This is a genomic window from Flagellimonas sp. ABD4_174 (assembly GCF_056160185.1).
Genome location: NZ_JBSWWP010000001.1, coordinates 2,632,614 through 2,650,085 on the forward strand (window position 1 = coordinate 2,632,614; position 17,472 = coordinate 2,650,085).

The 17,472-nt window shown below is 40.6% G+C and carries 15 protein-coding genes; 10 read left to right on the top strand and 5 right to left on the bottom strand.

The genetic code is table 11. The annotated features are described in order from the left end of the window. The first annotated feature begins 203 nt into the window (after positions 1–203). The 6 genes from ACXAFK_RS11670 (at position 204) to ACXAFK_RS11695 (ending at position 6,234) form a co-directional block, all read left to right on the top strand. Entirely contained in the window at positions 204–584 is a 381-nt protein-coding gene (locus tag ACXAFK_RS11670) for a LysM peptidoglycan-binding domain-containing protein (RefSeq protein WP_224834878.1), read from the top strand. Positions 585–874: 290 nt separating this feature from the next. Beyond that, complete coding sequence (locus tag ACXAFK_RS11675; RefSeq protein WP_474957881.1) at positions 875–1,498, top strand: porin family protein; 624 nt, start codon at positions 875–877, stop codon at positions 1,496–1,498. 233 nt (positions 1,499–1,731) lie between these two features. Further along, the gene (locus tag ACXAFK_RS11680) at positions 1,732–2,835 is read left to right on the top strand and encodes a serine hydrolase domain-containing protein (protein ID WP_474957882.1); all 1,104 of its coding nucleotides are present in this window, start codon (positions 1,732–1,734) and stop codon (positions 2,833–2,835) included. Positions 2,836–2,979: 144 nt separating this feature from the next. Next, entirely contained in the window at positions 2,980–4,935 is a 1,956-nt protein-coding gene (locus tag ACXAFK_RS11685; protein ID WP_474957883.1) for a GNAT family N-acetyltransferase, read from the top strand. Positions 4,936–5,152: 217 nt separating this feature from the next. Then, complete coding sequence (locus ACXAFK_RS11690; RefSeq protein ID WP_293295942.1) at positions 5,153–5,719, top strand: Crp/Fnr family transcriptional regulator; 567 nt, start codon at positions 5,153–5,155, stop codon at positions 5,717–5,719. Between the two features lie 62 nt (positions 5,720–5,781). Further along, positions 5,782–6,234 carry a DoxX family protein gene (locus ACXAFK_RS11695; RefSeq protein ID WP_474957884.1) on the top strand — a complete coding sequence of 151 codons (453 nt, stop codon included), beginning with the start codon at positions 5,782–5,784 and terminating at the stop codon, positions 6,232–6,234. A gap of 88 nt (positions 6,235–6,322) precedes the next feature. On the opposite strand, the gene cmk is transcribed toward ACXAFK_RS11695, so the two are convergent. Together cmk and lon are read right to left on the bottom strand one after the other, a co-directional pair. Next, positions 6,323–7,021, bottom strand: coding sequence for a (d)CMP kinase (gene cmk, locus ACXAFK_RS11700; RefSeq protein ID WP_474957885.1), 699 nt, complete (start codon positions 7,019–7,021; stop codon positions 6,323–6,325). 55 nt (positions 7,022–7,076) lie between these two features. After that, positions 7,077–9,527 carry an endopeptidase La gene (lon, locus tag ACXAFK_RS11705; protein ID WP_252080068.1) on the bottom strand — a complete coding sequence of 817 codons (2,451 nt, stop codon included), beginning with the start codon at positions 9,525–9,527 and terminating at the stop codon, positions 7,077–7,079. Positions 9,528–9,744: 217 nt separating this feature from the next. Here lon and ACXAFK_RS11710 point away from each other — a divergent pair, with 217 nt between their 5' ends. From ACXAFK_RS11710 to ACXAFK_RS11725, 4 genes are read left to right on the top strand one after another with little or no spacing between them, the layout of a single operon-like run. Next, positions 9,745–10,302, top strand: a complete 558-nt coding sequence (locus ACXAFK_RS11710) for an RNA polymerase sigma factor (RefSeq protein ID WP_224836512.1) — start codon at positions 9,745–9,747, stop codon at positions 10,300–10,302. Between the two features lie 2 nt (positions 10,303–10,304). Continuing rightward, the gene (locus ACXAFK_RS11715) at positions 10,305–10,865 is read left to right on the top strand and encodes a DUF3379 domain-containing protein (RefSeq protein ID WP_224836511.1); all 561 of its coding nucleotides are present in this window, start codon (positions 10,305–10,307) and stop codon (positions 10,863–10,865) included. Continuing rightward, positions 10,846–11,943 carry a DUF4097 family beta strand repeat-containing protein gene (locus tag ACXAFK_RS11720; RefSeq protein WP_474958168.1) on the top strand — a complete coding sequence of 366 codons (1,098 nt, stop codon included), beginning with the start codon at positions 10,846–10,848 and terminating at the stop codon, positions 11,941–11,943. Before ACXAFK_RS11715 ends, ACXAFK_RS11720 begins: the two co-directional genes overlap by 20 nt. A 32-nt stretch (positions 11,944–11,975) precedes the next feature. Further along, positions 11,976–12,701, top strand: a complete 726-nt coding sequence (locus ACXAFK_RS11725; protein ID WP_224836510.1) for a head GIN domain-containing protein — start codon at positions 11,976–11,978, stop codon at positions 12,699–12,701. Positions 12,702–12,766: 65 nt separating this feature from the next. Here ACXAFK_RS11725 and ACXAFK_RS11730 read toward each other — a convergent pair whose 3' ends face one another. The 3 genes from ACXAFK_RS11730 to ACXAFK_RS11740 all read right to left on the bottom strand — a co-directional run bounded on the left by ACXAFK_RS11730 (position 12,767) and on the right by ACXAFK_RS11740 (position 17,429). Next, a complete protein-coding gene (locus ACXAFK_RS11730; RefSeq protein WP_474957886.1) occupies positions 12,767–14,098 on the bottom strand; it encodes an MFS transporter in 1,332 nt (443 codons plus the stop codon). Positions 14,099–14,177: 79 nt separating this feature from the next. Continuing rightward, entirely contained in the window at positions 14,178–14,993 is an 816-nt protein-coding gene (locus ACXAFK_RS11735) for a M48 family metallopeptidase (RefSeq protein ID WP_224836507.1), read from the bottom strand. 36 nt (positions 14,994–15,029) lie between these two features. After that, positions 15,030–17,429, bottom strand: a complete 2,400-nt coding sequence (locus ACXAFK_RS11740) for a glycoside hydrolase family 31 protein (RefSeq protein ID WP_252080073.1) — start codon at positions 17,427–17,429, stop codon at positions 15,030–15,032. Between the last annotated feature and the right edge of the window lie 43 nt (positions 17,430–17,472).

A 17,472-nucleotide genomic window follows, 5' to 3' on the forward strand; every position in this document is an offset into this window, starting at 1 on the left:
ATTGGCTATACCCACGGTTTGGATCAAAACCTTGGATCACTGTGCGATGGAATTCCCATACCGGTATGAAACCTTGCCCTAGAAGCATTATATACGGTTGATCCATTAAAGACCATTAAAAGTATTACAAATAATTCATGGTAAAATATAAGCGGATTGCCTATCTTGAAACCTCTAATTATTAACTGTAAAAAATCTTAATTATGAGTGTAAAAGCAAAATATCAGCCAGTATTGGATCTAGGTGAACAATTGGGCGTTAAAAATGGTGATGTAAATGTTGAGGGAGACATTATTAAAATTAAAGGTACGACCCATACCCAATATGAGAAAAATCTACTGTGGGACAAAATCAAGGAAATCGGCGGAGAAAAACCTTCCGACATCAAGGCCAACATCACCGTTGAAGACGAATCCGTTTACCACAGACATACCGTAAAGAGCGGTGAGTCGTTGAGCAAGATTGCCAAACATTATTATGGCGACCCGATGAAGTACACCAAAATTTTTGATGCTAACACCAATATTTTAAAAGACCCCAATGTAATCCATCCCGATCAGGTTTTGGTGATTCCGAATTTGTAAAACATAGTCAGTTCGAGCGCAGTCGAGAACATATTTATTCATATCTCGACTCCGTCCGATGTGATATTATAAACTAAAAAGGCGCCCTTTGGACGTCTTTTTACTTGTGATGATGACAGTATCAATTGAAAAGGTGGTTCTATCAATTGATTGGGTACATTCGTCAATTGTTTCTTTTTTATTGTTTAGAAAATACAAGTTTTGCACACGATTGCTTTGGCGTTTCAGACCACAAATTTTCTTGATTTGCCGACAATCATCCAAACAACTGTAATCAACAAACATTAAAAATGAAAAAACAAGTATCCCTAGTAGTATTCAGTTTAATTGCATTTTTAAAAGTAAATGCACAAGACAACGGAGAATTTGAATTTGGAATACAATCCGGATTGAATTTGGCCAATGTTTCTACCATAGATGGTCAAGACAACGCCAATACTAGAATCTCATTTAATACTGGTATATCTGGTGAATATTACTTTTCTGACCGATGGGGTTTAAAAGGAAAGCTTATCTATGATAGTAAAGGTTGGGCCGATGGCTTTATTAATGATGAAGAGAACAATAACTTTACCACCACAAATTTTAAATTAAACTATTTGTCCATTCCCATTATGGCAAACTGGCATTTTGGTTCCAATAGAAATTGGTATTTGAATTTTGGTCCGTACTTGGGGCTTTTGATAAGTGCAAAGGATTCAGAATTGGGAATAGATGTAAAAGAAGCCTTTAAAAGTACCGATTTGGGTCTTGCTTTGGGCATTGGATATAAATTTAGAATAAACAACAATACACAATTGTTCTTTGAGTTTGACGGTCAATCTGGATTCGTTGACATTTTTGAAGAAAATCTTGGAGAAACCGTAAGAAACACAAGAAGCAGTTTGAACTTCGGTGTGCTGTTTGGGTTATAGGGACTCTAACATTTATATAAACCAGGTTCAAAATTAGGAGAAGAGTTGTTAATTGGTTCTCATCTAAGTTAGAACCCTACATAAAAGATTATTTTTAAGGCGCCCTTTGGGCGTCTTTTGATTTTTGAAAAAATAAAACTCAAAAAGGTAAGGGTCAGCCATTGTAACCGACTCCGAATTTAAACGTATCCCTTTTAGATAAATCAAACGTTGGGCACACATCAAAACTTACCATGAAAAATTCATTTTTACTTCTTGTTACCATCCTTCCTCTAGTTTTGAGTTGCGGTAATTCGCAGACAAACAAAATAGTCAACAATCAAACCCTGAATGATGAAAGGATAACGGACACACAATCCGAGCTGATTTTTGAACATAGCAAAGTATTTCCCGATAATACCCAACTTGCATTTGCTCTTATTGAAAATGGCAATGTGAAATTTTACGGTGTCGAAAAAAGGAACGACACCATTTTTACCATTAAAAATCAACAAAATGCATTTGAGATTGGATCTATCACGAAAGTTTTCAATGCTACCCTACTTGCGGACTTTGTTCTGGAAAACAAAGTACAGCTGGACGATTCCATAAACCCCTACTATGATTTTGAGTTCAACAATGGGCAAGACATTACTTTCAAGGCCTTGGCGAACCACACTTCGGGCCTTCCACGCATGCCCTCCAACCTTGACTTTGACATTAGTAACCAAGATCCATTTTCCGATTACGATGCAGAAAAGTTAAAATACTATTTGGTCAACGAAATGGAATTATCTTTCGATGAAGGTGGTGAATACGAATATTCCAATTTAGGTGCTGGACTATTGGGCCATACCTTATCTAAAATTGGAAAAAAAACCTTGAACCAGCTGCTCCAGGAAAGAATATTTTTAAAATATGATATGCCCAACAGCACTATCGGGAGCGAAAATGTATCCACTTTTTTAGTCGAAGGCCAAAGTCCTGAAGGAAAACCTGTGAAAAACTGGAACTTGGCATCGCTATCCGGTGCTGGGGATATTATTTCTACCACAGAAGATCTCTCCAAATTTGTTACGGCCCATTTTGATGACGAGAGTAGAGCTTTGGCACTTACCAGAATCAAGACCCATACCATTAACGATAGATCCAGTGTTGGTTTAGGTTGGCACATACGCACGGAACCATTAGGCGAAAAGTGGATTTGGCATAATGGAGGAACGGGCGGTTATACCTCCTGTTTGGTTATGAATACGGAAAACAAGAATGGGGTTATTGTACTATCCAACGTTTCTGCACTCGGAGACCCCATGATACATATTGACCAACTTTGTTTTGGGCTTATGGATACTCTTTAGATTACCACCTTAAATCAAAAAAAAACAACTTCATTTAATCGGTAAACACCAATTTTTATTTGATCAGTGTATTCAAATGAATTATACCTTTACCTTTAAAACTGTACTAGTAGACAGGCTCCTAGATCAGCATATTCCAATTAGATGAAGTTATATTTTCGCATAGCGGACCATAATGATGTAGATTTCCTTTTAATGCTCGAAAAGAAATCGTTCCCTGATTTTCAGCAAACTACAAAGGCCAATCTAAAAAAAGGGATCAAGAGTTCTTTTCAGGAAATAATAATTGTGGAAGATGCAGACATTACAGGTCAAAGGATCGGCTCGGCCATTTTGTTCAAATACAAGCACATGCTCCGGCTGTACTCAATCAGTATTTTACCCGAATTTCGAAATTATGGCATTGGCTCCAAAATTTTAGAACATATAAAAGTATTTGCTTTGTCCAAAAATTTTACGAGCATCACCTTGGAAGTTAGGGCCAAAAATGAAAAACTGGTGGATTGGTATCTCTCCAACGGGTTTTTGGTGATCAAAACACTGAGAGATTATTACCAACCCAACGAAGATGCCCTTAAAATGGGTATGCGAATAGGACCAGCCAGTACAGACCACGACACTAAAAACCTAATCGTTATCGATAGACCTTATTCTTGGGAGAAATCCGAAATAAAGGCAACGGTGATTTCGGTAAAGGATTACATCAATAACCCATTGTACCAGAACAATTCGAATTTTAGGGTTTTTAATTTGTGTAGTTCGTACAAGTATCAAAGTTTTGGGTACTATGTATCTTTACTAGCATCGGCTAGAGGACAGCGCGCCATTCCGAGCTCGTCCACAATTAAAGATGTGCAATTGGCCAATGTGGTACAATCTCTTTCATACGAGCTCAACGAACAAGTAAACCGTGTTCTTGGCAAGGATAAAGGGGAAAGCATCCTATTGGAAGTCTATTTTGGACAAACATCTATTTCTGCATACAAAACATTGGCTACCAAATTGTTTCAGGTTTTTGAAGTCCCATTGTTCTCCATCAATTTTATTAAAGCGGAAAAATGGATCATTAAAAATATAAAGGTCTTGACTTTTAAGGACCTAAACACCGAAAAGAAAGATATGGTGTACCATGCCGCCCAAAAATACTTCAATAAAAAGCGGTACCATTTTCCAAAGTTGAACAATTACAAGTACGATCTTGCCATATTGATCAACCCCTTTGAGGAATATCCGCCATCCAATAAGGAGGCCCTTGAAAAATTCCGCAAAACCGCAAACAAAAAAGGGATGTATGTGGAGTTTATAAGCAAGAACGACATCAACAAAATAAACGAGTTCGACGCACTTTTGATACGCGAAACCACCAATGTAAACCATTATACCTACGAACTTTCTCGTTTGGCCTATGCCGAAGGTTTGGTGGTAATAGACGACCCTTGGTCCATTTTACGGTGTTCGAATAAGATTTATCAGCATGAACTCTTTAAGAAAAATAAAATTAGGACACCCAAGACCATTGCCCTTACAAAAAATATGTCCGAAGATAACATTCTGGAACAGTTGAACTATCCGGCCGTTTTAAAGCAGCCTGATAGCGCATTTTCCTTGGGGGTGATAAAAGTTAACGATAAAACCGAAGCAATACACCAACTAAAGTCCCTTTTTAAAAAAACGGATATGGTGATTGGACAGGAATTTCTATACTCGGACTTCGATTGGAGAATAGGAGTACTGGACAACAAGCCAATATATGCCTGCAAGTATTTTATGACCAAAGATCATTGGCAAATTTATAATTGGAGCAGCGAAGAGGAAGAAAAGTCCGGCAACCATGAAACCGTGGCCATAGAACAGGTACCGGAACAGATCCTAAATACAGCTGTGAAAGCATCTTCGTTAATTGGGGATGGATTGTACGGGGTAGACCTTAAATTTGTGGACAATAAAGTGTATGTGATAGAGGTAAACGACAACCCGAACATTGATTTTGGGGTAGAGGATGAACTCTTGGGTGATGAACTTTATGCATTGATCATTGATTCTCTGATCAATCGAATTGAGATAATGAAAAATATCCGGCACATTAACCTGATCAAATAACCTTGTTTATAATTTATCTCTTTTGGATGACCTGTCGAATCCTATGTTCAAAATAAGTCTTGATAAATAAAACATATGGTTTTTGTAGCATTGCATCATTTGATTGAATAAACATTAACTTCATTCATACATGTTAAACCCGAATCTGGTCGAGGTTGCCGATATCCATTTAAAAGGAAGTTTCGATTCTTGGCGGGCATAATTAAAAAATAATCGAATGACCGAAATTAGAGAGTATATCGACCATATTTCCCCAATGAACGAAGGTGACTGGGATTTTTTCTCCTCAAAATTAAAGAAAGTACAATTTGACAAGAATTCCACAATATTGGAGTTGGGGAAAATAGAAAAGCATTTATCATTTATCTCCAAAGGGATAATCCGCCTTTATATTCCAACAGAGGAATCGGATGTAACTTTCGGTTTTTTATTCGAAAACGAATTTGTTACCGCTTACGATTCCTTTTTGACCCAAACTCCATCCGAATACGAAATGGAAACGTTGACAGAGTCCGTTTTATGGCAGATTTCCCACAAAGACCTACAAGAGGTATATGATAAAACAGAAAACGGAAATATTATTGGAAGAAGAATGGCCGAAAATATGTTTTTGATAAAATCAAAAAGAGAACTTTCATTTCTAAGCAAATCCGCAGAGGAAAGATATCTGGACCTATTTATGGAAAGGCCTCGGTTATTACGTCAAATACCCCTAAAATATATTGCTTCCTACATTGGCGTTACGCCTCAGGCATTGAGCAGAATACGAAAACGCATTACTTAACTTGGGTTCATTTTTTTTACATCTGTGTTCCAGACCTTTGTGCTTTATTGATTTATACTCTTATGAAACCATTGATTGTTCTTTTATTCAGCTTTACGATCTCTTTATTGATCATCAAAATCACAAACAGGACATATGATTTTAAATTATCGGGTAGAATTGCGATGTCCATAATGCTCGTGTTTACAGCAATTGGTCATTTTGCATTTACCAAAGGTATGTCCATGATGATACCCAAGTTTATTCCCTACAAAGAAATCTTTGTTCACTTAACCGGAATATTTGAGATTATACTAGCGATAGGTCTTCTTGTTCCCCGTGTTATGCATATATCTGGTTGGGCCCTTATTATTTTTCTGATACTGATGTTGCCTGCCAATATTGTTGCCGCTTTGAACAAAGTGGACTATCAAAATGCCACATTGGACGGTAATGGGTTAACTTATCTGTGGTTTCGAATTCCTTTACAATTGCTGTTTATTATTTGGACCTATATGAGTGCAGTTAGAATATAACCTTTTATACCCACCTAACCCTTCACTACATTGGTGGCCATACCTAATTAAAAACAAAGTATAGGTTTTAAAGCCATACACACCTATCCTACTCTTGCTTGGCAATCACCCTTTGAGCATAAGCATAAATGCGATTGAATTGTTCTTCCAGTCCCATATCACTATTATCAAACTCAATGGCATCCTTGGCCTTGGTCAAAGGGGAAATACTTCGTGTAGAATCGATACGGTCTCGGTCCTCAACATTTTTAAGTACTTCGGCGTAAGTTACTTCCTCTCCTTTTCCCAAAAGCTCCTTGTAACGGCGTGTGGCGCGGGTCTCCGGAGAAGCTGTCATGAACAGCTTTAATTCTGCATTGGGAAAAACAACGGTACCAATGTCACGACCATCCATTACAACTCCTTTATCCTTGCCCATTTCCTGTTGCATTTTCACCAACTTCTCCCGTACTTCCTTAATTGCCGCTATTTGGCTTACAAAACCCGAAACCCGCATTTTTCGGATTTCCTGTTCAACATTAACATTGTTCAGAAACATATCCGAACGTCCAGTTTCCCTGTTGGGCACAAATTTTAGTTTTACCTCCGATAGTCGGGCAATCAAATCGGCCTGTTTTACCTCTCCTGCTTCGGTGATCAGCCCTTGATTTAAGGCATAAAGGGTCACGGCGCGGTACATGGCACCAGTATCCACATAAATATATTGCAAGCTAGCGGCCAACCTTTTGGCGATGGTGCTTTTTCCTGTAGAGGAATAACCATCTATGGCTATCGTAATTTTTCCCATGCATCAAAAATAGGCAGAAATACATGTACTGTTCCTACCTATTTTAAATTTTCAATTATAGAGTCTTGGCGTTCTTTACTTTTTGTTTGGTGATCGCCAGGTCTATCACTTCGCTCATATCCGTTACGTAGTGAAATGTAAGCCCTTTAAGGTAGTCTTCCTTAATTTCCTCTATATCCTTTTTGTTGTCTGCACAAAGAATAATTTCTTTGATCTTGGCCCTTTTAGCAGCTAAAATCTTCTCTTTTATCCCACCAACGGGCAACACTTTTCCCCTTAGGGTGATCTCACCTGTCATGGCCAAACTCTTTTTTACCTTGCGCTGTGTAAATAGCGACACCAAAGAAGTTAGCATGGTAATACCGGCACTTGGACCATCTTTAGGGGTGGCACCCTCGGGCACGTGTATATGTACATTGTACTTGTCAAAAACCGTGGGGTCAATACCATAAGTCTCCGCGTTCGATTTAATATATTCCATGGCAATGGTTGCGGACTCCTTCATTACTTTACCCAAATTCCCTGTAATGTTCATGACTCCCTTTCCTTTGGAAAGTATGGATTCGATGAACAGAATGTCCCCGCCAACGCTTGTCCAGGCCAACCCTGTGACCACACCGGCAACATCGTTGTTTTCGTACTTATCACGCTCCAATCGTGCTGGGCCCAATATTTTTTCAACGTCCTCGTTGGTCATGGTTATGTTGTACTCTTCTTCCATTGCTATGGATTTTGCGGCAAACCTCACTACTTTGGCTATTTGTTTTTCCAAACTGCGCACTCCGGATTCCCGAGTATAGCCCTCCACTATCTTCTCCAATTGACGCTTTCCGATTTTCAAATCTTTTTTGGAAAGGCCATGTTCCTCCAATTGTTTGGGCAATAAGTGTCTTTTAGCGATCTCCACCTTTTCTTCGATAGTGTAACCTGTAACGTTGATGATCTCCATTCTATCGCGCAATGCAGGCTGAATGGTGGACAAATTATTTGCCGTCGCAATGAACATGACTTTGGACAAGTCATAGCCCATTTCCAAGAAGTTGTCATGGAACTCGCTATTCTGTTCGGGATCCAACACCTCCAACATAGCAGATGAGGGATCACCTTGGTGGCTGCTCGCCAATTTATCTATCTCGTCCAAAATAAACACCGGATTGGATGTCCCTGCCTTCTTCAAACTCTGGATGATCCTGCCGGGCATGGCACCGATATAGGTTTTTCGGTGCCCGCGAATTTCCGCTTCATCCCGCAGTCCGCCCAAGGACATGCGTACATATTCTCTACCCAAGGCCTCCGCCACGGATTTACCCAGGGAAGTTTTACCAACACCGGGAGGTCCATACAAACAGAGAATGGGCGATTTCATATCGTTACGAAGTTTTAGAACGGCCAAATATTCAATTATTCGTCGTTTAACGTCTTCCAAACCATAGTGGTCTCTGTCCAAAATTTGCTGGGCACGTTTTAGGTCAAACTTATCTTTGGAGAACTCGTTCCATGGCAAATCCAACAAAAGGTCCAAGTAATTACGTTGAATGGAGTACTCCGCCACTTGGGGGTTCATGCGCTGCATTTTGGCCAATTCCTTTTCAAAATGCTCCTTTACTTTTTTGCCCCATTTTTTCTTTTTGGCCTTTTCGGCCATTTCGTCCACTTCTTCCTCGTAAGACAGTCCCCCCAACTCCTCTTGTATGGTCTTCATTTGTTGATGAAGAAAATACTCGCGTTGTTGTTGGTCCATATCGCTACGTACCTTGCTTTGGATATCGTTGCGCAGTTCCAACTTTTGAAGTTCCATGTTCATGTACTTCAATGTCGCCAAGGCCCTTTCCTTGAGGTCGGGAATTTCCAATAGCTGTTGTTTTTCGTTAACAGCCAGATTAAGGTTGGAAGACACAAAATTGATCAAGAAGGAATTACTCTGAATATTTTTAATGGCAAAGGTGGCCTCGCTGGGAATATTTGGGTTGTCCTTAATGATCTTAAAGGCCAGTTCCTTGATAGAGTCGATGATCGCCTCGAATTCCGTGCTCTTTTCGTCCGGCCGTTGCTCCATGGCCTCACTTACTTTCGCCGTGATATATGGCTTTTCGGTTAGAACGGCATCGATTTTAAATCTTTTCTTTCCCTGTATGATCACCGTTGTGTTTCCATCCGGCATTTGAAGCACACGTAAAATTCGGGCCACGGTACCCACGGTATTGATATCCTCAGGACCGGGGTTTTCCACACTTTCGTCCTTTTGGGACACGACACCAATGGTCTTGGAACCGTTGTTGGCATCTTTGATCAAATTAATGGATTTATCCCTACCAGCGGTAATCGGGATCACCACACCGGGAAACAACACGGTATTTCTAAGAGGCAGTACCGGCAAGGTTTCCGGCAAGCTCTCCCTATTCATTTGTTCTTCGTCCTCAGGGGTAAGCAACGGTATCAATTCCGCATCCTCATCCAATCCCTGTAGATCTATGTTGTCAAATTTGGTAATTTTCATCTCTCCCATATCATCTTTTCGGTCATTTTGTCAGCATCGACAAATAACCCATATTTTTATTCAACACTACAACCCTTGCAAACCGCTCAAAATCAATATTTACAGCTGGTTAAAGGTTTATTATCATCCTTTAAAAGGCAATTCCTGTGCCATTAAAAATCAAATATTAATAAAAAAGTGTAACAATTGGTAAATTGGGTAATCTATAAGACAAACCATTCATTTTTTGAGCCAACAAAATGAACATATTGACACACTGCTCAAATTGTGCATGCAGGGAAAGCAAAATGCACAGCTAGAGATTTACAACCGCTATTACAAAGCAATGTACAACACTGCTTTTAGGATTGTAAAACACTCGGCAGAGGCTGAAGATGTGATGCAGGAATCGTTCCTGAGCGCATTTACCAAACTGCATACGTTTAAAGGGGACGTCACCTTTGGGGCATGGTTAAAGCGGATTGTGATCAATAACAGTATTTATCATTACAAAAAGCAGCAGAAAAAACAGGCTGTGGATCTGGATGATGTAATGTACAAGGTCGAAGATAATGATGGAGTTGCTTCGGATCAAAATGGTTATACGGAACTGAAGGCTCAAAAAGTGATGGAAACCATGAAAAGTTTGAAAGACAATTACAGAGTTTCTTTGACCTTACATTTAATTGAAGGGTACGATTACGAAGAAATCAGTGAAATAATGAACATTAGCTATGCTAATTGTAGAACCACAATTTCCAGGGCCAAACAGAGCCTTAGAAAAAAGTTGACCGTAAATGCTTAGATATGAAGAAGGATAATTTAGATAGTTTGTTCGAAAGACTCCAAGGGGAGTTCGATGTAGCAGAGCCACAAAATGGGCACCAAGAACGGTTTTTGGATAAATTGAACCAAAGCCAGGGCACTATTGCCCTGAACAAAAAAAGACCCTCCTGGTGGAAACATCTTTCCATCGCGGCATCGATCGCCCTTGTAGCGGTTTTGGGATATAAAACGTTTGGTCCAGACCCCAGTATAAAACAGCAAGTTGTAGAAATTGCACCGGAAGTTTCGCAGACGGAGTTCTACTTTGCCAATCTTATCGAGGAACAAGTAAAGGAACTACAGGACGAAAAAACTCCCGAAACAGCACAACTAGTGGATGACACCATGACACAGCTGGAACGATTGGACAAAGACTATAAATCCCTACAGCAGGACCTGATCAACGGTGGCGACAGTAAAATTATACTTAGTGCCATGATCACCAATTTCCAAACTAGAATCGACCTTTTAAAAGAAGTTTTGAGCCAAATAGAAAATATTAAAAATTTAAACTCACAAAATGATGAAAGCTTTACCATTTAAATACATTCTTTTCGTCTTGGCTTTGATTCCCCTTGTAGCGGGAGCCCATGTGGACAATGACAAGTTGAACGGCAGGTACACCAAAGAAAAAACGATCAAAAAAGAATACAGCGTAAACCCCGATGCACTGCTCAAGGTAAACAACAGCTACGGGAACCTTAACATAACTTCTTGGAACGAAAACCGGGTTGTAATAGAAGTCCATGTAAAAACCAATGGAAACGACGAAGAAAGGGTAAAAGAACGTTTGGACGAGATTGATATAGAATTTGACAACAGCCCCAGTATGGTTTCCGCCTATACCCGGTTCGGAGACAGAAAAAACAGTTGGGGATGGAGCTGGGGAAAACGCAAAAGTGTTAGCGTGCAGGTAAACTACACCATAAAGTTGCCCGTAAAGAACAGTGTTAACCTTAGCAACGACTATGGCAGCATAATCTTGGATAGGATCGATGGCCATGCAAAAATAAGCTGCGACTATGGGAAAATGGATATTGGGGAACTTCGTGGACGAAATAACGAACTAAGGTTCGATTATACCTCTAAATCTACCTTTGATTATATCAACAGTGCCGAAATTGTTGCAGATTACTCTGGGTTTACCATTGAAAAAGCCGGAAACCTAATCGTAAAGGCAGACTACACGAATGCAACCGTTGAGGAAATGGAAAATTTGGAATATTCCAGCGATTATGGCTCCATTGATGTAAGAAACGTGAAAAACGTGAACGGTAACGGAGACTATATTGGTGTAAAACTGGGCGATGTGCATGGCAATGTATCCATTACCAGCGACTATGGCTCCATCAGAATAGACCGATTGGCACCCGATGCCGGAAACGTGGAAATACGTTCAGATTACACCGGAATCAAAATTGGGTACGATCCCGGATATTATTTCGATTTTGAAATCACGACCGAGTACGCCGGTGTTAGCGGTAAGGATGATTTTGAGATCAACATCAGCAAAGAAAGATCATCAGAAAAGTATTATAGCGGCCACTACGGCAAAGCAAACTCAGGAAACAGAGTGAGCATAAACAGTGAATACGGCGGCGTCTCATTTTATCAAAATTAACATCAAATCAAAACAGCTTTAAACACAGAATCATGAAAAAACTAATAACACTGACACTTGCATTGGGCATTATTTCTTCTGCCAGTGCACAATGGGGAAAAAGAATCAAAGGAAATGGCAACGTGGTTACCATAGAACGTTCCGTAGGCGATTACGACGAGGTGGCCATGGCCGGATGGTTCGATGTGGAATTGGTTTCCGGAAACGAAGGCGAATTAACCCTCAAGGGGGAATCCAACCTTTTGGAATACATCAAGACGGAAGTTAAAAACGGTAAATTGGTGATCAAAGTGGCCAAAGGCGTCAACCTGAGGCCCTCCAATTGGAAGAGCGGCATTTATGTTACCGTTCCTGTGGAATCCATTAATGCCGTTAGTCTTTCTGGATCGGGAGATTTAGTTGGAAAAACTACCATAAGAGCCAATAATTTCAGTGCTGCCATGTCGGGGTCCGGCGATGTAAGCCTTATGGTAGAAGCCGATGAAGTGGATGCTTCTTTATCCGGATCCGGAGATATAAACCTTTCGGGCAGTACAACGGACTTTACGGTTTCCGTATCAGGGTCTGGAGACATAAAAGCCTACGACCTTGAGGCCGATTTTGTAAGAGCGACTGTTTCCGGTTCTGCGGACATACGGGTAACCGCCAACCAATCCATAGACGCCAGAGTATCAGGTTCCGGCGATATCCATTATCGCGGAAATCCAAAAAAGATAAAATCAAAAGCTTCTGGGTCCGGAGACATTACCAAAGGATAATACCGAGTTTATTTCATCAATCAAAAAAGAAAAGCCTTGGCAATGAACCAAGGCTTTTTTATGTGTTAATTTGAAGGCCTTACCTTATTAACGCGAAGCAACAAAAATATCCCTAGAAGAAAAAAAATGCCCAAAAATATGGTGCTATTTCGCATGCTTCCCGTAAGCTGTGCCACAATACCATACATTAAGGTTCCGATTATAATACCAATTTTTTCGGAGACATCGTAAAAACTAAAAAACGATGTGGTATCCGTGGTCTCCGGCAAAAATTTGGAGTATGTGGAACGGGAAAGTGCTTGAATCCCGCCCATCACCACACCGACCAATCCGGCAGCAATGTAAAAATCCATCGGGGTCTGAAGAAAATATGCATACACGCATAACATGGCCCAAATAATATTAATCACCACGAGAGTTCTAATATTTCCAAAAGCCTTTGATGTCCATGCTGTTACCGTTGCCCCAAGTATGGCTACAATTTGAATAAGCAAAATACTTACAATTAAGCCTGTTGTACGTTCATTGTCCGAACCCCACATAATTTCTTCTTCTCCAAAATAAGTGGCGATCAACATAATGGTCTGCACAGCCATACTATACACAAAGAATGCTCCCAAATAGCGTTTTAAACGCCTATTTTTTCCCAATTGATGCCAAACCAGCTTTAACTCCTTAAAACCATTTAATATAATGTGATCTCGTTTTCCCTCTCTTTTATAACCTTTAGGCAGATGGGCAAATGTGTACTGACTAAAGAGTATCCACCAAATACCAACCGAAATGAAGGAATATTTCATAGCCTTTATTTCAGCGATTTCCCCTCCGTTGTCGGAAATTCCAAAAAAATCCGGTTTCATTACCATGGCAAGATTAAAAACAAGAAGAATTACACTGCCAATATATCCCAGTGAGAATCCTTTTGCACTGATTCTATCTTGTTGTTCGGGATATGCAATATCCGGCAGGTAGGAATTGTTGATGGCAAAACTGACCCAAAAACCGACAAGTCCGAAGAAATAACAAGCCAGGCCAAAATAAATGTGCTCCAAAGAAAACCAGTACAGTCCAATACAAGAGGCCGCACCCAAATAGCAGAAGAATTTGAGAAATATTTTTTTGTTCCCCAAATAATCGGCTACCCCGGAAATGAGCGGGGTAATTATGGCAATAAAAACAAAGGCTAAAGAAGTAACATAACTGATCAAGGGTGCACGAGCTATTTCTCCACCAAAAACTGTAACCGTTTCTATGCCGGCAGTCCTAAATAGCAGACCGTAAAAAAGTGGAAAAATGGCCGAGGAAATTACCAGGCTGTAAACTGAATTCGCCCAATCGTAAAACGCCCAAGCATTCAACAGTTTTTTACTCCCTTTCAGTGCCAATGTTTGCGCCATACTTCTGTTTTAAAAATAAAAAGTCATTCCCATGCATCTTGGAATGACTTTTTTAAACTCTTCAATTGATAAATGCCCATTATTTAAACGAGGTGACCCCAAATTTTCTTGCCTCTTGTTTAGCGGCCGGGGCCCATGCCGTCAAATTATTGATCCTGGTGTCGTTGGATGGGTGCGTACTTAAAAACTCGGGGGGCGCCTGACCTCCAGATGCTTCTTTCATACGTTTCCAAAGTTGGGCCGCCTCATCGGGGTTGTATCCTGCAATGGCCATGATCTGAAGTCCAATCCTATCTGCTTCGGTCTCATGGTTTCGGCTAAAGGGCAACATGCCCAGCACATTACTGCCAACACCATAAGCTTGCATAAAAGCATTTTGTACCTCTGGCGATTTTTTACTGGTCGCAATTGCCGCGCCCATGGCACCGACTTGCTGCAAGGTACCGGCGCTCATTCTTTGGGCACCATGATCGGCCAGTGCATGTGCTACTTCGTGCCCCATTACCACAGCTATGCCGGTTTCATTTTTGGTAATGGGCAAAATTCCCGTATAAAAAACAATTTTACCGCCCGGCATACACCACGCGTTCACGGTTTCGTCCTCTACCAAGTTATATTCCCATTGGTAATCCTTTAAATACCCAGGGTAACCATTGGCATTGAGCCAACGTTCCGCTGCCGATGCTATACGCTGACCGACCCTTGTGATCATTTCTGCCTCGGAGGTACCCTTTACCACTTTGTTCGACCCCAAAAATTCATCATACTGGGCAAAAGCCATGGGGAACATTTGGCTATTACTATAAAAGTTGAGTGTGCTCTTTCCTGTAAACGGGTTGGTTTTACAAGCCATCACTATCAACAATATCAGAATTAATAGAAAAATCTTTTTCATTTGATCGATCTTGTTTTCTCTGTAAATTACAAAATTTTATTTTCCAAAAATATGAAGCTCCGTGAAATCCTTGCTTACTTCAATAGTGTTGTTCCCATTGAGTTTGATTTCGTCCAGTCCAACTTCCTCATTATCCAGTTCCACACTGTCTATTTCAAAGGGCAATCCGTGGAACGTCATTACAAAGTTATGATATGGCGTAATATAATTACCATCCTTAAACTGTTGTATGATCAATTCGTTCTCCTTGCCCGTGAATTTAAATCGTCTTAAACTGTATCGGCCCTTTTTGTAATCGTAGCCTTCTTGATGGTCTTCGTATACTTCGGAATTTTCCGTTCCCGATTTAAAATAAACATCTATGGCCAATTTTTCTATCTCCTTTTCCCCCACATATTGTTGAACAGGATATTTGGGTATCATGGCCCCTTCTTTTACAAAAAGTGGTATACGGTCTAGTTCTGCGGAAACCCAACGCTCCACTCCTCCTTCGACCATCTCATCCGTCCAATAATTATACCAGTTCCCTTTAGGGAAATACATTCGTCTTCCCAAAGAGTTCGGTTCTTGTACGGGGCACACCAACAATTGTTTACCAAAAATAAACTCATCGGTCCGGAAGTGAGTCTGCACATCGTCTTGATCATAAAAAACCAAGGATTGAAGCATGGGAAAACCTTCCTTGATATAATTATAGAACATCGTATATAGGTATGGTAATAATTGATACCTAAGTTCAATAAACTCTCTCACAATATCGGTGATTTCATCTCCGAAGGACCAAGGTTCTTGATCGCCGTGATCGCCGCTGGAGTGTACCCTGCAAAATGGGTGGAAAACGGCTAGCTGGATCCATCGGGCAAATAGTTCCCCATTGGGTTGCTCAGCAAATCCACCAATATCGGAACCAACAAAGGAATACCCGCTCATGCTCATGCGTTGCATTTGCACATTGGCAATCCATAAATGTTCCCAAGTGGCCACATTATCGCCGGTCCATGTAGCGCAATATCTCTGGGTTCCGGAATAAGCGGCGCGGGTAAGAACAAACGGTCTGCGGGGGAACATATATTTTTTTATTCCTTCGTAAGTAGCGCGAACCATTTGCATACCGTAGACATTATGGGCCTTTCTGTGGCTGCAAGGATGACCATCATAATCATGTCGTACGTCCAAATTTGCCGTTTTGCTGGGGACCTCCATAATCGCGGGTTCGTTCATATCGTTCCAAACTCCGCTTACTCCTAGGTCCGCAATCATTTCTTTATAAAGGTCGGCCCACCATTCCCTAACATCCGGATGGGTAAAATCGGGAAAATTACAGGGACCGGGCCATACTTTTCCCTTAAATAGCGGACCATCTGCCCTGCGACAAAAATATCCCTTCTCCATAGCTTGTTGATACACCCAATAATCGCGATCTATCTTGATCCCGGGGTCGATCATGGTCACCACCTTAAAACCATCTTCACCCAAATCATCGATCATTTTTTTAGGGTCGGGAAAGTGGTTTTTGTCCCATGTAAAACATCTAAAACCATCCATATAATCGATATCCAGATAAATGGCATCACAAGGAATGTTCAATTTTCTAAAGTTGGACGCGATATCCCGGACCTTTTGTTCGGGATAATAGCTCCATTTCGATTGATGAAACCCCAATGCCCAAAGTGGGGGCAGTTCTGGCAATCCGGTTAAATCGGTATAGGATTCCACCACATCGCACATTTTAGGACCATAGAAAAAGTAATAGTTCATTTCACCACCATCGGCCCAATAGCTTGTTACATTTCTGCGTTCGCCAGCGAAATCGAAATAAGTACTAAAAGAGTTATCAAAAAATATTCCGTAGGCTTTACTTTCTTTAAGACCAATGTAAAAAGGAATGGATTTGTACAGTGGTTCTTGGTCCTTTCCGTAGGCATAGGTATCCGTAACCCAGTTGTTCACCCGTTTTCCCTTAAGGTTGGTGTGCGATGCCTTATCCCCCATTCCGTAATAACTTTCACCAGCATGGCAAACTTTGCTCATTTTTACCACATTGCCGCCATAATCGAAATTTTCTTCCCAATGAAAACCGAGTTCATCCTCCGAGATCACCAGATCGGCCATATCAACGATTTTTACCTTTAGGTTGGTCTTGTTGATATGTATCTTGATTTTGGATGTAATTACGATATACTCCGGCACCTCGTCCTGGATTTTAAGCTCATTATATCCAAGGTTGACATCTTCGCTAATGGCATAGGAAAAATCGGGCTCAAAAACATGCTCCGTTGCATACCTGAAGCGCACCACGCTATCCCTTAAAATGGTAAGCTGTAAAATAACGCCGTTCTGGGTAGTAAAGTAAAACTTATCGTTTTCCTGTTTAAAATCTACTATATGGTTGGGGAACTGATTTCCAGTCCTTACTATTTCTGTATTGGTTATCATCTATAATTGATTGAGAATCACAAAAAAAACACAATTGCGTGAA

What these genes read in the sequence shown, in the direction of transcription:
- ACXAFK_RS11670 (WP_224834878.1), top strand. Translation starts at nt 204, where the DNA reads ATGAGTGTAAAAGCAAAATATCAGCCAGTATTGGATCTAGGTGAACAA.
- ACXAFK_RS11675 (WP_474957881.1), top strand. Translation starts at nt 875, where the DNA reads ATGAAAAAACAAGTATCCCTAGTAGTATTCAGTTTAATTGCATTTTTA.
- ACXAFK_RS11680 (WP_474957882.1), top strand. Translation starts at nt 1,732, where the DNA reads ATGAAAAATTCATTTTTACTTCTTGTTACCATCCTTCCTCTAGTTTTG.
- ACXAFK_RS11685 (WP_474957883.1), top strand. Translation starts at nt 2,980, where the DNA reads ATGAAGTTATATTTTCGCATAGCGGACCATAATGATGTAGATTTCCTT.
- ACXAFK_RS11690 (WP_293295942.1), top strand. Translation starts at nt 5,153, where the DNA reads ATGACCGAAATTAGAGAGTATATCGACCATATTTCCCCAATGAACGAA.
- ACXAFK_RS11695 (WP_474957884.1), top strand. Translation starts at nt 5,782, where the DNA reads ATGAAACCATTGATTGTTCTTTTATTCAGCTTTACGATCTCTTTATTG.
- cmk (WP_474957885.1), bottom strand. Translation starts at nt 7,021, where the DNA reads ATGGGAAAAATTACGATAGCCATAGATGGTTATTCCTCTACAGGAAAA.
- lon (WP_252080068.1), bottom strand. Translation starts at nt 9,527, where the DNA reads ATGGGAGAGATGAAAATTACCAAATTTGACAACATAGATCTACAGGGA.
- ACXAFK_RS11715 (WP_224836511.1), top strand. Translation starts at nt 10,305, where the DNA reads ATGAAGAAGGATAATTTAGATAGTTTGTTCGAAAGACTCCAAGGGGAG.
- ACXAFK_RS11720 (WP_474958168.1), top strand. Translation starts at nt 10,846, where the DNA reads ATGAAAGCTTTACCATTTAAATACATTCTTTTCGTCTTGGCTTTGATT.
- ACXAFK_RS11725 (WP_224836510.1), top strand. Translation starts at nt 11,976, where the DNA reads ATGAAAAAACTAATAACACTGACACTTGCATTGGGCATTATTTCTTCT.
- ACXAFK_RS11730 (WP_474957886.1), bottom strand. Translation starts at nt 14,098, where the DNA reads ATGGCGCAAACATTGGCACTGAAAGGGAGTAAAAAACTGTTGAATGCT.
- ACXAFK_RS11735 (WP_224836507.1), bottom strand. Translation starts at nt 14,993, where the DNA reads ATGAAAAAGATTTTTCTATTAATTCTGATATTGTTGATAGTGATGGCT.
- ACXAFK_RS11740 (WP_252080073.1), bottom strand. Translation starts at nt 17,429, where the DNA reads ATGATAACCAATACAGAAATAGTAAGGACTGGAAATCAGTTCCCCAAC.